This is a genomic window from Aliisedimentitalea scapharcae (genome assembly GCF_045277565.1).
GTDB classification, from domain to species: domain Bacteria; phylum Pseudomonadota; class Alphaproteobacteria; order Rhodobacterales; family Rhodobacteraceae; genus Aliisedimentitalea; species Aliisedimentitalea scapharcae.
The window spans coordinates 1,812,202-1,827,706 of the sequence record NZ_CP123584.1 but is presented as its reverse complement, the minus strand read 5'-3'; the positions used below and the strand labels follow the sequence as shown (position 1 = coordinate 1,827,706).

The following is a 15,505-nucleotide window of genomic DNA, read 5'->3' as shown; positions in this document are numbered from 1 at the left end:
GGATTTCCGCCATGCAAGAGCGCCGTATACCCGAATGGCTGCGCCACGCCCCCACCCCGACAGTTCGCAATTTCGGCATATTGTCCGGGATCGAAGCGATTGTCAGGGGCATTCTGATTTCCGTGTTCCCGCTGGTCATGTACCGGGCCCTGGGCGACGCGGGGCTGGTGTCACAGGCGTATTTCCTGGTGGGTCTGGGATCTCTGATCATCGGCTTGCTCATGCCCGGCATCATCCGCCTGATCCCGCGCCGCTGGGCCTATACCATCGGGGTTTTGCTGTTCGTAACCTCGGCGGGTTTTGCGATCGAAGGCAGCGCTCGGTCCACCGTGATTGCCCTCGCCCTGAATACGGTCGGGACCGTTATGGTGTTCATCTGCTTCAACGCCTATGTGCTGGATTACATCTCTCGGGTCGAGTTGGGCAAATGCGAAACCTCGCGGATGTTCTACAGCGCTGTGGGATGGACGGTGGGACCCATGGCCGGAGTTCTGTCGTATCAATACTGGGCACCCGCGCCCTTTGTGATCTCGGGCACCGCGGCATTGGTGATGCTGGCCGTGTTCTGGTTCATGCGGCTGGGCAATGGCAAACTGATCACCCGCGCGCGCGGTCCGGCCTCGAATCCGTTGGTGTTTCTGCCCCGGTTTCTGGAGCAGCCGCGTCTGGTCACGGGCTATGTCTTTGCCCTGGTCCGGTCCTGCGGGTGGTGGGTCTATGTTGTCTATCTGCCAATCTTTGCTATTGAAAATGGACTGGGCGACCAACTGGGCGGCATTCTTCTGTCAATCACCAACGCCGCCCTATTTGGCGCGCCCCTGTTGCAGCGATGGATTTCCCGCCGGTCAATCCGCCAGGCGGTGCAGGCCGGGTTTGGCGCGGTTGCGCTGTGTTTCTCGCTGGCGGCGGTTCTGTCGAACATGCCAGTGGTGGCCGTTGCCCTATTGGTTCTGGGCTCGTTTTGCATGATCGAGCTGGACATCTGTGCCGGGCTGCCGTTCCTGATGGCCGTCAAACCGTCCGAACGGACCGAAATGTCAGCGATTTACTCGTCCTACCGTGATGTGTCGGGCATCTTGACCCCGGGTGCAGCCTGGCTGGTTCTGTTGGCGACGCCATTGGCCGGGATTTTTGCCGCCGGAGGGTTTGCCGCATTTGGAGCTGCGGTTCTGGCGCGCCGCCTGCATCCGCGATTGGGGCGCAATCGGATGCACCCTGTCGCCGTTTCCAAACCAGAGTCCATTCCTGCCCAGTGAGATCAGGCCTTGAGCCTGTATCCCCGGTGCAGCATCGACCAGGCCAGGACACAAATTGCGCCCGTCGCTGCCAGACAAATTACCAACCCCGTCACCGGGTCGCTGTCGGATGTGCCAATCATGCCAAAGCGCGCACCATCGATCAGGTAGAACACCGGATTCAGATGCGAGATCACCCGCAGCACAGGCGGCAGGGCATCCACGGAATAGAACGTGCCCGACAGAAACGCCAACGGCGTGACGATGAAATTGGTGATCGCCGCCATCTGATCGAATTTTTCGGCAAACACCCCGGCAATGATGCCCAATCCTCCCAGGAACCCGGCCCCCAGGACAACAAAGACCAATGCGATCAACGGGTGCTGCGGCACCTGCCCCAGAACCAACGCCAACCCCGCTCCGATGCCCAGCGCCACAACGACACCGCGCACAACTGCCCCCGCAAGATACCCCAACAACAGCTCGCCCCCGGACAGGGGCGGCATCAGCGTATCGACGATATTGCCCTGCACCTTGGAAATGACAATCGACGAAGACGTATTGGCAAAGGCGTTCTGAATCACCGCCATCATCAGGATCCCCGGTGCCAGGAACTCAAGAAACGGAACCCCCATCACCTCACCGCGACGCGGCCCGATGGCCGTGTTGAAAATCAGCAGGAACAGACCCGCTGTCACCAAGGGCGCGAGCAAGGTTTGCGTCCAGACCACAACAAACCGCGAGATCTCGCGCCCGGCAAGCGTGCGCAACCCCAACCAGTTCACCCGGCCAAAACGGCGCTCTCCCAGTTCGACATGATACCCGCGCTCCGACATGCAACCCTCGCTTTTTTGTGTCTTGTCTGCATAGCGTCCCCACTCCGGGGCGCAAGGTGCCTTGTAACTCGGCCAGCAGTGTTTAGAATAGGTCGCTGATCGTGGAATTTTCGAAGCGGCCACTTTGAGAACAGGGGGCCGCTTTTAGCGTGGGAAGGCATAATATGTCCTGGACAGACGAGCGCGTCGAACTGCTCAAGAAAATGTGGGGCGAAGGCCAGTCGGCCAGCCAGATTGCCAAGGAACTGGGCGGTGTCACCCGCAATGCGGTGATCGGTAAGGTGCACAGGCTGGGCCTGTCCAACCGCACCACCAGCGCCAGCGCCGCCAAGGCCGCCGAGCCAAAGGAAAAGCCAGCCCCCGCCGCGCCCAAGGTCGAGGCCAAACCAAAGCCGCAGCCAAAGACCGAACCCGCCCGCCCGGTGACTCCGGTCGAAGCAGCACCTTCGGGCGACTCCCGCCCGACAACGCCTGCGCGCAAGCAGATCATTCCTGCGGGCCAACCGCTGCCTCCTCAGCCGTCAGCCAATGAAATCAGCCCCGAAGCATTGGCAAAGGTCAATGAAATCGAGAAAAAGGCCAAAAGGTTGACCTTGATGGAATTGACCGAGCGGACCTGCAAATGGCCCGTTGGCGACCCTGCGACCGAAGATTTCTGGTTCTGCGGCCTGCCGGTTCAGCAGGGCAAGCCCTATTGCGAAGCCCATGTGGGCGTGGCGTTCCAACCGATGAGCGCCCGACGCGACCGCAAACGGTAACTCGTCGGCTCTCTGCTTTGGCAGGTCGTCACAGACCGATGCCGCACAGAACAATACCCCGGAGCCGTCGGCTCCGGGGTATTTTACTTGCTTCACTCATTAACGCACAATGACATGCCCTTGGGAGGTGCGCCGGGCATGTGTTCCGCTAGGTGGCTGGTTCAGCCCTGATCTGGTGCTGGCGATGTGAAATTCGGGATCGGATTCTCGGAGGCCGGTTTGGGATCGATTCCCGGCCAGTTGCCTTCGGCCAGATTGATATTGCCGGGAATGTCCTCTTCCCAGAACCCGACCACATTCTTGGTAATGTTCAGATACAGTTTGTCATCAACGATCCGCCACAGGTTCGGGTTGCCCGGAACCTTGCCGCCTTTGGACACGCCATAGGCACAATGTCCGTCATATTGGGGCACGTAAAACTCGGGCTTTTCCAGGAATTTGGCGCGGTTTTCTTCGCTCGAGAACGCAAATGTGGCCCCATTGTAGTCCACCGTGATATCGGCACGGCCCGGCACCGCCGGTGTCGCGGCCTGCCCAACAGGCACTTCGGCCAGGCTGCGATAGGCCACCACGTCGTAGCCGGACACCGCATAGCCGGTCGCATCGACGAATTGTTCACCGGCAAACGCAGGCACTGCAAAGAAACCTGCGGCTGCAATAGCCATGATCATACGCTTCATCTTGATCTTCCTTATTAATCGGGCATTTACCAGTCACACACGCGGCGTCATTGCCGGGTTGGATTGACAATATGCAATTATTTCGGATTGCGTAGGGGGCCTAACAGCCCTGTGACCAGAGTGGAGAATGCGTGAGGGAATTGTTAAAATTGTTACAACGCAGACCTTCCAGTCATTGGAATTTCCTCAAAGCACCTTAAGTCTCTGACAGCCCCAGAGGCTCAGTATGGCCGGGACCGGCAATGAACACGAAAAAGAAGGCGAACAGATGAGCGACACACCGACCTATACCCCGCCCAAAGTCTGGACGTGGGATACCGAAAGCGGCGGCCAGTTCGCCAGCATCAACCGCCCCATCGCAGGCGCGACCCACGACAAGGACCTGCCCGTGGGCGAACATCCATTCCAGTTGCATTCGCTGGCCACGCCCAATGGGGTCAAGGTCACCATCATGTTCGAAGAACTGCTGGAACTGGGCCACACCGGCGCAGAATATGACGCTTGGTTGATCAACATCGGCGAAGGGGAGCAATTCGGGTCCGGCTTTGTCGAGGCCAATCCCAATTCAAAGATCCCGGCCCTGTGGGACCGTTCGGGCCCGGAACCGGTACGGGTTTTCGAAAGCGCGTCGATCCTGATGCATTTGGCCGAGAAATTCGGGGAATTTCTGCCCGCGTCTGGCCCCGCACGCACCGAAACCCTGAACTGGTTGTTCTGGCAAATGGGCAGCGCACCGTATCTGGGCGGCGGGTTTGGACATTTCTATGCCTATGCGCCGGAAAAATGGCAGTACCCGATTGATCGTTTCGCCATGGAGGCAAAACGGCAACTGGATGTGTTGGATCGTGAGCTGGCCAACAAGACCTATATTGCAGGTGGTGACTACACGATTGCCGACATGGCGATCTGGCCCTGGTACGGTCAGCTGGTGCTGGGCCGCCTGTACAGCGCGGCCGAATTCCTGGACGTCGAGAGCTATACCAACGTCATGCGTTGGGCCAAAGCCATTGATGCCCGCCCCGCCGTCAGCCGTGGTCGTATGGTGAACCGGGGCTTTGGCGAATTGCACACCCAGTTGCGCGAACGCCATGCAGCGTCGGATTTCGAAACCCGGACCCAGGATAAACTGGAACCCGCTGACTCCGAAAGCTGACCCTGGCTGTTTGCGGGCGCATGACAGTGCTTGCACCAATCCAAGGGCATCACGCCCCAACAGTTTGCCCGGACGTCAAACGTCCGGGCATATCTGATTAGGCCCAGCCTAGCTGCTTGAGAGTGTGGCCATCATTCCAGATCTTGGTCATATGGCTGATCTTGTCGCCATCAAAATCCATGACATACACGTAATCGGCTGCCGCGGACTTCCCCGTGGGGGCTCCGTTACCAGCGTCCACTGTATGGGTCCCGTGGAAGACAGCCGCCGCAGTTACATTTCCGCGGTCTTCGTCAACGGCAAAGGATTTCAGTTCGTACCGTCCGTCCGGCAACGGCACCAGCAATCCCTGCATCCAATCCGCATATCCAGCCAGCGTGTTCACGTCACCAAGCGCATCGGCCTGGGCCGAAAACGTAGCCCCGCCCGTGCACCATTGCTTGCAAACATCCCAGCCCTTGCCTGTTTCACATGCCTCAAAGAAGTCACGCGCGTTCTGCTTCATTGACATCTTCGGTCCCTCCATGTTTGGGAAATCGACAACTTGCCGACACTGGAATGATACCTCAGAATGCCAGTTTTTACCAAAGAATTGGGCACCCGCGTTTGTGCGGCCCATGCGAACATAGGTTTCTGCTATTTCAACTTTGGCGGATTATCCGGATCTCCACCCGGTTTTTGTGGGGCATAAACCTTTGGCTGCTGCGGTTCGGGCAAGTCATATCGCATTCCCACGGCCGCCAATTTGTCGGCAACTGGATCACCAGAGGCAAAGAACCCCACATCCATGACACCCGCCTCGATACCGGAAAACGTCAACGCTTCGCCCGCGGCCTTGGCCAGCGCGTCATGGGCGTTATCTTTGGCATCGACAAACCCCAACAAATACCCGGCCCCGCCATTGTCATAGCGCACCCCAACCAGATAGGCCGAAGTTGCCAGCCCGACCGCACCAGACAGCTTTGCATCCAGCGCCTTGAGCAAATCATCAGGCAGCCCTTTTGGAGGGGTAAATTCGGTCAGCCCTGCTTCGACCTCGTCCGGGGCGTGACCCAGGGTCTGGCTCAGCCAGTCGATGGCTTCGGCCGGTATCAGCGTCTGGGATGGGGCAACATCCAGGTTCACCCCCAACCCGACGCCCTGTCCGGTCAGCATCTGTACGATCATGCGCCCTGACAGCGCCGCATAGGGCACCACCCGCCCCGCAAAGTCCGCCAACCGCTCTTCGCTGTCGAACACCAGGATGAACCGCCCATCCGCGAGGTCAAAGACTTCGGGTGTCATCTGGTCACCCTGTGCCTCTTGTGTCAGCAACACGCACAGCTGCGTATCAGCCAGACGTTCATAGAACCGCAGCCGCGCGCTGTCCGCATCCCCGGCCTGCGCCATGGCGGTCTCCATCTCGGCATGTGCCCTGTCCAATCCGCTGATCTGGTCCATCTGGCCCTCTTATTCCATCAGTTGCCGCACCCGTGCGCGCAAGACCGGCAACAGCTCGCTCTCGAACCACGGGTTTTTCTTCAGCCATGCGGTATTGCGCCAGGACGGATGAGGCAAGGGGAACACCTGCGGCGCATGATCCCGCCACCCCTGCACCAATGCAGTAACCGGTCCCTTGTGGTTCAGGTGCCACCGCTGCGCATGGGCCCCGATCAGCACCTTGAGCTCGACGTTGGGCAGCTGTGCCATCACCCGCGTATGCCAGGTGCGGGCGCAGATCGGAGGCGGCGGCAAATCAGCCTTTTTGGCGTTATAGCCGGGAAAGCAGAACCCCATCGGCACAATGGCCAGCCGGGATCTGTCATAAAATTCCGTCGCGCTCAGCCCCAGCCACGCCCGCAACCGATCCCCTGACGGGTCGGTAAAGGGGCGGCCGCTGTCATGGACACGGGCACCAGGGGCCTGCCCCGCAATCAGGATGCGGGCGCTGTCGGAAAACCAGACAACAGGTCGTGGCTGATGGCGGGTTGTTGTTGCCGCAAAACGATCCGAACACAACCGACAGCCCCGGATCTGACCGGTCAATTCGTCAATGGTTTCCATCATTTTCCCAATTCGTTTCCCCGTCGGAAACAGTCGTATTGCGATCAGCGCTGACGCCCTGAGACAGTGTTTCTTGGGAAAGTACTTGGAATCAATGCCCCTGACCCTCACAATTACGCCAACAGCGTTGGTAATTTGTTTCACAATTCGACATAATGTGGCCAAATTCCAGACGTAACCTGTTAACTCTCTCCTGATAATGAGAGAGTATGAGGGCAATATCGATCCGTGAACAAGAACCTCTCTAAGGTGGTCAAAGCGGGCAGTACCGGAACAAGCGATGCTTGAGTTTAGAAATGTTAGCAAATCCTTTTGGACGGGATCACAACGCAAAGTGATCCTGGACAATGTGTCGTTCAATGTCGAACTGGGTCGGTCGTTGGGTGTTCTGGCCCCAAATGGCACCGGTAAGACCACATTGATCAACATGATGGCCGGACTGGAAAAACCCGACGAAGGTGAGATCTTTCGCCGGTGCAACATATCGTTCCCCATGGGGTTCTCCGGCGGCGTTGTCGGCAAACTGTCGGCCAAGGAAAACGCCCGCTATATTGCCAAGCTTTACGGGCTCGATGCGGACTATGTCGAAGCCTATTGCCGTTGGTTGTGTGGGCTCGGGGAATATTTCGACCAGCCCATGGGCACCTATTCGTCAGGTATGAAAGGTCGTTTTACCTTTTCGCTGATGCTGGCACTGGAGTTCGATATCTACCTGGTCGACGAAGGCATGCCAGCCAGCACCGACGTTGAGTTCAATAAGAAAGCAGGGGCGATCCTGCAGGAACGGCTGGCCACAACGACGATGGTCATCGTATCCCACAGCCCTGGAGTTCTGGAAAAATTCGCACAATCGGCGGCCGTCCTGCTGAACGGCCAGTTGTATATGTTCGACACCTTGGAAGAAGCGAAACAGCTGTATGACTACGAAACCCAAGGCTAAAAAGTTCCGGATCCGCCGGAACACCCCAACAGGCGAAACTGCGCCCGCGCAGGCTGTTGCTGCGTCCGAGCCGCGCGCCTCTGCGCTCTCCTCTGCGCGCCAGGCGGCCACTGCGGCCAAGGTGTCGGGGGCAGAACGTGTCCCCCCGGCCGCGTCGGGCACCACCGCGCCCGAGAACAAACAATCAACTGCCCAGACGCCCCCGTCGGACGCATCGCCCCCACCACAGGCGCAACCACCGCGTCGCCCCACGCCGACTGCCCGCAGCGGGCAGGTCAGTTCGGCCCGGGAAACCAGCGCCGATGCGGATATTGACGCCATTCGCCGCGAAGGTCTGACCGGGCGCCAGCTGCGCATGGCGCGCCGCGTTGCCCAGAAACACAACCTGCCTGCCACCTCGGATTTTGATGCGGTCCGGCTGTTGCGCAAAAAGGGAATTGATCCGTTTCAGCGCTCCAACATGCTGGAGCTGGTCGTGCCACAGGATGCGGCCAAGAAAAAAGCTGTCGAAAAGACGGACGAATCAAAAGTTCAGCTTCCACAGACGATCCAACCCGCCAAGCAGACATTGCCATCGACCGATGTGAGCCCCGCCGAGCGGCGCGCACTGGAAATCACCGAAATCCAACGCGATATTGCGCGACGTCGGCGGCGCAAACTGGCGCTGCTGCTGACACGGCTGCTGTTCTTTGTCGGGATTCCGACCATCATCGTCGGGTATTATTTCTATTTTGTCGCCACGCCGATGTATTCGACCAAATCCCAGTTCCTGATCATCAAGAACGAATCCGGGGGCTCATCCGGGTTTGGTGGATTGTTGTCAGGCACCCAATTTGCCACCAGTCAGGACTCGATCGCGACGCAGGCCTATCTGGAATCCAAGGACGCCATGCTGCGACTGGACCAAGAGGCCGGTTTCCGGGACCATTTCACACAGGATTGGATCGATCCAATCCAACGGTTGAACCCGAATCCAACGAATGAAGAAACCTATGGGACGTATTCCAAACGTGTCAGGATTGGCTATGACCCGACCGAAGGTGTCATTCGCATGGAAGTGACCGCTGCAGATCCCGAAGTTGCAGCCACGTTTTCACGCAATCTGATCTCTTATGCCGAAGAGCGGGTAAACGCATTAAGCGAGGAAAAACGCGAAGACCAGATGCGCGAAGCCCGCAGCGCCTTCGAGGAAGCGGCCCAGGCCCGACGCGAGGCGCAACATGCTTTGGTCAACCTTCAACAGCGCGGATCCGTCCTGGACCCCGAAAGCGTCATCGCCAGTTTGCGCGGTCGCATCGATTCTGTCGAAGTTCAGCTCCAGGAAAAGGAGCTGCAACTGGCCGCCCTTCAGGACAATGCCCGCCCGAACCGGGCCAAAGTGGCCGGGGCCAAAGCAGATATTGCCCGCCTTCGATCGGTCCGCGCCCAATTGAACGCCCAGATGCTGGATGCGTCCAAGGGAGAGAACTCGCTGGCTCAGTTGACCATTGGGATACAAATGGCCCAGGCCGACCTGGCAACCCGTGACATGATGTTGCAATCGGCCCTGCAACAGGTCGAGACCACCAGGTTGGAAGCCAACAAGCAGGTGCGCTATCTCACCACCTCGGTGACACCGGTCGCAAGCCAGGATCCGTCCTATCCGCGCAAGTTCGAGAATACCCTTTTGGCTTTCCTGATCTTTTCGGGTATTTACCTGATGCTCTCGCTTACCGCGTCCATCCTTCGCGAACAGGTTACTCAATAAGCCATGAAACATATCCAAGTCGCCGACCTGACGATCGGCAATGATCGCCCTCTGACCATCATTGCCGGCCCCTGCCAGCTGGAATCCGCCGATCATGCCCAGATGATCGCAGGCACGCTCAAGGAAGCCTGCGACGCCGCGGGTGCGCAGTTCGTGTTCAAGGGCTCTTTTGACAAGGCCAACCGGACCTCGGTCAATGCAGCGCCCGCTTTGGGGTTGGAAAAGGGCCTTGCCGTGCTGCAATCGGTCAAGGACACCATCGGCGTGCCCGTCATCACCGATGTGCACGAAAAGGAACAATGCGCCCCGGTCGCCCAGGTCTGTGACATCCTGCAGATCCCGGCCTTTCTGTGTCGTCAGACCGCCCTGCTCAGGGCTGCCGGGGAAACCGGCATTGCAGTCAACGTTAAAAAGGGACAGTTCCTGGCACCCTGGGACATGGCCAACGTCGCGGCCAAGATCGAAAGCACCGGAAACGGCAACGTGATGCTGACCGAACGCGGCGTCAGCTTTGGGTATAACCGCCTGGTGGTCGACATGCAGTCGCTGCCCGAAATGGCGCGCGCCGGTCATCCCGTCATCATGGACGCCACCCACGCAGTAGCCCAACCCGGCGGGCTTGGCGGCTCTTCGGGCGGGCAGCGCGAATTCGCCCCCGTCATGGCGCGCGCCGCCGTGTCTGTCGGCGTCGCTGGCGTGTTCATGGAAACCCACCAGGATCCAGACAACGCCCCCTGTGACGGCCCCAATATGATCTACCTTGATCAAATGCCCAAACTGATCGATACGCTGATGGCATTCGATCGGCTGGCCAAGGCCAACCCAGTTCAGATTTGACCCTCAAGCCACGAGATTTCACATGACCAAACCTACTTCGCCGGTGACGCCGAACACCTGGAGCTTTCTGCGCGACCCGATGATCACCCCCACAGGGTTTCGCGAATATGATGCGCGCTGGAAATACCCTGATGAAATCAACCTGCCGGGCATGACTGCCCTGGGGTTGGGTCTGGGCACCCAGATGCAGCGGCGCGGGATCGCACCGGTGATTGCAGTGGGCAACGACTATCGCGACTATTCGCTGAGCATCAAACAAGCGTTGATCATTGGCTTGATGCAGGCCGGTATTCAGGTCAAGGACATTGGCCCGGCCCTGTCGCCCATGGCCTATTTCGCCCAGTTCCATCTGGATGTGCCTGCGGTGGCGATGGTCACGGCCAGCCACAATCCCAATGGTTGGACCGGGGTCAAAATGGGCTTTGAACGCCCGCTGACCCACGGCCCCGATGAAATGAACGAGTTGCGCGATATCGTTCTGAACGGCGAAGGCGAAACCCGCCCGGGTGGGTCCTATGAATTTGTCGATGGCGTCAAAGAGGCCTATCTGGACGACCTGGTTGGCGATTTCAAAATGTCCCGCCCGCTCAAAGTGGTCTGCGCCACTGGTAATGGCACAGCCGCGGCCTTTGCGCCCGAACTCTTCGCGCGCATGGGCGTCGAAGTGGTCCCCAGCCATTGCGAACTGGACTACACCTTCCCGCATTACAACCCCAACCCCGAAGCGATGGAGATGCTGCACGACATGTCCGCCAGCGTCAAAGCATCCGGTGCTGATATGGCGTTGGGTTTTGATGGCGACGGGGATCGCTGTGGTGTGGTCGATGACGAAGGCGAAGAGATTTTTGCCGACAAGGTCGGCGTGATCATGGCCCGCGATCTGTCCAAGCTGTACCCGAATGCGACCTTTGTGGCCGATGTGAAATCCACCGGGTTGTTTGCTTCGGACCCCGAGCTGCAGAAAAACGGTGTGACGGCGGATTACTGGAAAACCGGCCACAGCCACATGAAGCGCCGGGTCAAACAGATCGGTGCGCTTGCCGGGTTTGAAAAATCTGGACACTACTTTCTGGCCGAGCCGATCGGGCGGGGATATGACTGTGGCATGCGGGTCGCGGTCGAGATCTGCAAGCTGATGGAGCGCAATCCCGACATGTCCATGTCTGACCTGCGCAAGGCGCTTCCCAAAACCTGGTCGACTCCCACCATGTCACCCTATTGCGCCGATACCGAAAAGTATCAGGTGTTGGAACGGCTGGTGCAAAAGCTGGTGGCCAAACATGAGGCCGGCGAACACGTCGCCGGACGTGCAATCAAGGACGTCGTGACCGTGAATGGTGCCCGGGTGATCCTGGACAATGGGTCCTGGGGCTTGGTTCGGGCCAGCTCGAACACGCCCAACCTGGTGGTCGTCTGCGAAAGCTCGGACAGTGATGCGGAAATGCGGGCCATTTTCAACGACATTGATGCCGTGATCCGGACCGAACCCCTGGTTGGCGATTACGACCAAACGATCTGAAAATAGCGCGCGTCCTCACAGACGCGCTGCAATGATCTGTGACGATTATCGAGCCGGGCAATACTATGCCCGGCTTTTTTGCCCCTAAGATCCCCGCTGTACCACAGCCACCTCCCGGCGGTTTTCAAGGCGTTGTAAACTTGCTTTGGGGACAGGTGGATCAATCTGCTCCCAACAGCTTCAACAGGCTCTTCTTGGCCTTGTCTTCCAACTGATCCTTGAGCAGCTCTTCCAGGTCCTGATCCTCGGTAATCGTGGTTTCCAGTTCCGCTTCCAATTTCTCGATTGCCTTGGCCTTGGCTTTCGCCTCCAACTCATCCTTCTTGGCCTCGATATCGGCCTCCAGCGCTTCGCTCAAATCAGGCCGAATGGAGGGGTCCCACCAGGACCCCTTGATCCGGACCGGGATGCGAAGCCCCTTGCCCGCGTTGGCATTCACCGCAATGGGCGTGAACAGGTAATCCAGATCCTGATCGCCCAACCCGATCCGCCCAGTTCCTTCGGCGCGATATCCCTTGAGACGCAACAAAAGATCCTGATTGCCCAGATTGCCCCCTTGGATCGAAAAACTGGCCGTTAGCGTGTCAAACACGGTCGAACCACCATTGCCCTGGCCGCTCCGCATCAGCTCTTCGAGATCGAACCCGGTGAAAAACCCTTTGCCAACTTCGAACCATCCTTTGCCAGAGAGCGATTTCATGATGGCGTCGACAGTCTCGCCCACTCCTAGAAACTCCAGCTGTGCCAGCGCCTGCCCATTGATGCTGTTCACGTCGGCCAACTGGGTCAGGGCCTGATTCAGCGCAATATCTGCGGCGTTCACTTTGCCGCCAACAGACAGCCCATTGCGATTGTTGACGATCAGCTGCCCTGTCACCGTTCCCCCAAAGATCGCCATCGGTGCCATCGTCAGAACCGCGCGCGCGCGATCCATGCCCAATGTCAGCTTGGATGCCCCCAATTGCGTGGTTCCCAAATCCAGCGAACCCACCGTCAAATCAATGGTCCCATTCATCAGTTCCAGCGCACTGGCATCCAATTTGTCCCTAGGCCAGCCCGTCGTCTGGGTCGGGGGCCCATCCGTCCCAATGGCCGCGCCCGCATCCGGGGCCGCCCAAGCCGACAGATCCAGATGCTGCGCCTTGAGTTGTGCGGTCACATTCGGCACACCGCTGGTCAGGATGTCGGCCGCCCCGGTCAGTTCATTTTCATCCAGCTTGGCCACCATGTCGCGCAAGGACAGCCGCCCGTCGGTGGTAAAGGTCATGTCAGTCCCCAGCACAAACCTTTGCCCGGCTCCTTGGGGAAATTCGGGGTCGCCCAGTCCCAGGGCCTGCATCGCTTGGGCCAGCTTCTGGGCTTCGACGGTCAGACGGCCGGCTGCATTCCCGGCTATGCTCGCCCGTCCGTCAAACCTCGCCCGCCCCCCTTCAGTCCGTACCGTGGCCCCAACGGACGCGACATCGCCGCTCAGAAAGCCTGCAAAAGTTCCGACTTCGGCCTCGATCTGCACCGGAGCCCCGGCCGGGCGCAATGTCAGCTTCACATCGGCCGTTCCCTGGGGATCCGGCCACAGCAGATCAAGATCCACATCTGTCTGTACAATCGGGGCTGCGCCAAAAGCGGCATAGGTCAGGCTGGCGCTTCGCAACGTGATGTTCTCGACCGCCAGTGGCAATTCCGAGGGCTGCCCCTTGGCCGCTGTTTCCCCCGTCACGTCCCCGGCCACAGCCTGGGTGTCAAACACCCAATTGCCTTGCCCGTCCGCACGCGTCGACAAATGCAGGACCGGTTCCACCACATCGATCGTCTTGATCCGGATATTTCCGCTCAGCAGGTCTGGTGCCGAGACTCCGATATTCACCCGCTGGGCCGTCAGCATGGGTGGGGCCTCTACCCCTGCCCAATCGGCATTGGCAAAACGCACCGGCCCGGTCCTGACCCCCAGAACCGGCCACAGTGAAATCGCAACCTTGCCGTCAAACTCCAGCTTTCGTCCCGTCTGGGTTTCGACCTGATCAGCAGCAATGGCCGCAATCTTCTCTCCTGGGAGCACCAATAGGGCGCCGATCACCACGGCGATGGCCGCCACAAGGGCGAAAACGATCCGAACCAGCAAACGCATGGGCTGTCTCCCTGCCTGTAATCCTGCCTGTTGTGCATCAGATTACCGCATGGTCCAGCGTGCGCAATGGCACATGGCCCTTTGCAGGCGTGTCCTGCCATACTATAGGGGCGGTCATGACCACGAACCCGCCCAACCTGCGCCCCGATATCGCCCCCAGCCTGCAACTGCGCGACGCCCCGCGCCCGGATCAGCCGACTCTGGGCATGGTCTCCCTGGGCTGTCCCAAAGCATTGGTGGATAGCGAACGCATTCTGACCCGGCTGCGTGCCGAAGGATATGGGATCTCGCCCGACTATGCCGGGGCCGATGCGGTGATCGTGAACACCTGCGGGTTTCTCGATAGCGCCAAGGCCGAAAGCCTCGACGCCATTGGCGAGGCGCTCAAGGAAAACGGCAAGGTTATTGTGACGGGATGTCTGGGGGCCGAACCGGATTACATCCGTGAACACCACCCGCGCATTCTGGCCGTCACCGGCCCGCATCAGTATGAACAGGTGCTGGACGCGGTGCACGCCGCCGTGCCGCCCGATCCGGACCCGTTTGTCGACCTGCTGCCTGCCACAGGTGTCAGCCTGACACCGCGCCACTTCTCCTATCTAAAGATTTCAGAGGGTTGCAACCACAAGTGCAAGTTCTGCATCATCCCCGACATGCGTGGCCTGTTGGCATCGCGCCCCGCCCATGCGGTGCTGCGCGAGGCCGAAAAGCTGGTCGATGCAGGCGTGCGTGAACTGTTGGTGATTTCCCAGGACACCTCTGCCTATGGGCTGGATCGCAAATACGATCAAAACCCGTGGAAGGATGGCGAGGTCCGTTCCCACATCACCGATCTGGCGCGCGAGCTGGGCAAATTGGGCCCCGCCAGCGACCTGTGGGTGCGGCTGCATTATGTCTATCCCTATCCCCATGTGCGCGATCTGATCCCGCTGATGGCGGACCCGGACAATGCGGTGCTGCCCTATCTGGACATCCCGTTCCAGCATTCGCACCCGGATGTTCTGAAGCGCATGGCCCGCCCTGCGGCCTCGGCCAAAACGCTGGATGAAATCGCCGCCTGGCGCGCCACCTGCCCCGATATCACCCTGCGTTCGACGTTTATTGTCGGCTATCCGGGCGAAACCGAATCTGAATTCCAGCACCTGTTGGATTGGATGGACGAGGCCCAATTGGATCGCGTTGGCTGTTTTCAATACGAAAACGTCGATGGTGCCCGCTCAAACGCCCTGCCCGACCATGTCCCAGCCGAGGTCAAACAGGAACGCTGGGACCGGTTCATGGAAAAGGCCCAAGCGATTTCCGAGGCCAAGCTGGAAGCCAAAGTCGGCCAGATGCTGGACGTCATCGTGGACGACATCGACGATGATGGGGTAGCCACCTGCCGCACCAAAGCCGACGCGCCCGAGATCGACGGGAACCTGTTTATCGATGAGGGGACCGATGGGTTGAAGGTTGGGGATATTGTCTCGGTCGAGGTGGATGAAGCGGGGGAGTATGATTTGTGGGGGCGAGCGGCGTCCCGGAAATGATCCGGGGGATCATTTCAGCCGCGAGCGGGCGGAACCCCAAATTTAGCGGCTGAACGACAGCGAACAATGGAATTCAATTTACCACCCCCGTTTCAAATACTCC

General features: G+C 59.2%; 14 protein-coding genes. 8 read left to right on the top strand and 6 right to left on the bottom strand.

Annotation, left to right across the window (positions count from 1 at the left end):
- Window positions 1–11 precede the first annotated feature (11 nt).
- Entirely contained in the window at window positions 12–1,256 is a 1,245-nt protein-coding gene (locus tag QEZ52_RS08610) for an MFS transporter (protein WP_406649455.1), read from the top strand.
- A gap of 2 nt (window positions 1,257–1,258) precedes the next feature.
- On the opposite strand, the gene QEZ52_RS08605 is transcribed toward QEZ52_RS08610, so the two are convergent.
- A complete protein-coding gene (locus QEZ52_RS08605; protein ID WP_406649452.1) occupies window positions 1,259–2,071 on the bottom strand; it encodes an ABC transporter permease in 813 nt (270 codons plus the stop codon).
- A gap of 164 nt (window positions 2,072–2,235) precedes the next feature.
- Here QEZ52_RS08605 and QEZ52_RS08600 point away from each other — a divergent pair, with 164 nt between their 5' ends.
- Window positions 2,236–2,829, top strand: a complete 594-nt coding sequence (locus QEZ52_RS08600; RefSeq protein ID WP_406649451.1) for a GcrA family cell cycle regulator — start codon at window positions 2,236–2,238, stop codon at window positions 2,827–2,829.
- Window positions 2,830–2,990: 161 nt separating this feature from the next.
- Here QEZ52_RS08600 and QEZ52_RS08595 read toward each other — a convergent pair whose 3' ends face one another.
- Entirely contained in the window at window positions 2,991–3,509 is a 519-nt protein-coding gene (locus QEZ52_RS08595) for a YHS domain-containing (seleno)protein (protein ID WP_406649450.1), read from the bottom strand.
- A gap of 268 nt (window positions 3,510–3,777) precedes the next feature.
- On the opposite strand from QEZ52_RS08595, the gene yghU reads away from it, so the two are divergent.
- Complete coding sequence (yghU, locus tag QEZ52_RS08590; protein ID WP_406650399.1) at window positions 3,778–4,662, top strand: glutathione-dependent disulfide-bond oxidoreductase; 885 nt, start codon at window positions 3,778–3,780, stop codon at window positions 4,660–4,662.
- 97 nt (window positions 4,663–4,759) lie between these two features.
- Here yghU and QEZ52_RS08585 read toward each other — a convergent pair whose 3' ends face one another.
- The 3 genes from QEZ52_RS08585 to QEZ52_RS08575 form a co-directional block, all read right to left on the bottom strand.
- Window positions 4,760–5,173, bottom strand: a complete 414-nt coding sequence (locus tag QEZ52_RS08585; protein ID WP_406649449.1) for an ester cyclase — start codon at window positions 5,171–5,173, stop codon at window positions 4,760–4,762.
- A 125-nt stretch (window positions 5,174–5,298) separates the two neighbouring features.
- Window positions 5,299–6,102, bottom strand: a complete 804-nt coding sequence (locus QEZ52_RS08580; protein WP_406649448.1) for an SseB family protein — start codon at window positions 6,100–6,102, stop codon at window positions 5,299–5,301.
- A 9-nt stretch (window positions 6,103–6,111) separates the two neighbouring features.
- Entirely contained in the window at window positions 6,112–6,705 is a 594-nt protein-coding gene (locus QEZ52_RS08575; protein WP_406650396.1) for a uracil-DNA glycosylase family protein, read from the bottom strand.
- A 280-nt stretch (window positions 6,706–6,985) separates the two neighbouring features.
- Between QEZ52_RS08575 and QEZ52_RS08570 the strand changes: the two genes are divergently transcribed.
- The 4 genes from QEZ52_RS08570 to QEZ52_RS08555 are packed head-to-tail and all read left to right on the top strand — an operon-like array spanning window position 6,986 to window position 11,748.
- A complete protein-coding gene (locus tag QEZ52_RS08570; protein ID WP_406649447.1) occupies window positions 6,986–7,645 on the top strand; it encodes an ABC transporter ATP-binding protein in 660 nt (219 codons plus the stop codon).
- Window positions 7,623–9,392, top strand: coding sequence for a capsule biosynthesis protein (locus tag QEZ52_RS08565; protein ID WP_406649446.1), 1,770 nt, complete (start codon window positions 7,623–7,625; stop codon window positions 9,390–9,392). Before QEZ52_RS08570 ends, QEZ52_RS08565 begins: the two co-directional genes overlap by 23 nt.
- Window positions 9,393–9,395: 3 nt before the next feature.
- Complete coding sequence (gene kdsA / locus QEZ52_RS08560) at window positions 9,396–10,229, top strand: 3-deoxy-8-phosphooctulonate synthase (protein WP_406649445.1); 834 nt, start codon at window positions 9,396–9,398, stop codon at window positions 10,227–10,229.
- A 22-nt stretch (window positions 10,230–10,251) separates the two neighbouring features.
- Window positions 10,252–11,748, top strand: coding sequence for a phosphomannomutase/phosphoglucomutase (locus QEZ52_RS08555; protein WP_406649444.1), 1,497 nt, complete (start codon window positions 10,252–10,254; stop codon window positions 11,746–11,748).
- 160 nt (window positions 11,749–11,908) lie between these two features.
- On the opposite strand, the gene QEZ52_RS08550 is transcribed toward QEZ52_RS08555, so the two are convergent.
- The gene (locus tag QEZ52_RS08550) at window positions 11,909–13,873 is read right to left on the bottom strand and encodes an AsmA family protein (protein WP_406649443.1); all 1,965 of its coding nucleotides are present in this window, start codon (window positions 13,871–13,873) and stop codon (window positions 11,909–11,911) included.
- A 116-nt stretch (window positions 13,874–13,989) separates the two neighbouring features.
- Between QEZ52_RS08550 and rimO the strand changes: the two genes are divergently transcribed.
- Entirely contained in the window at window positions 13,990–15,402 is a 1,413-nt protein-coding gene (gene rimO, locus QEZ52_RS08545; protein WP_406649442.1) for a 30S ribosomal protein S12 methylthiotransferase RimO, read from the top strand.
- The last annotated feature ends 103 nt before the right edge of the window (window positions 15,403–15,505 follow it).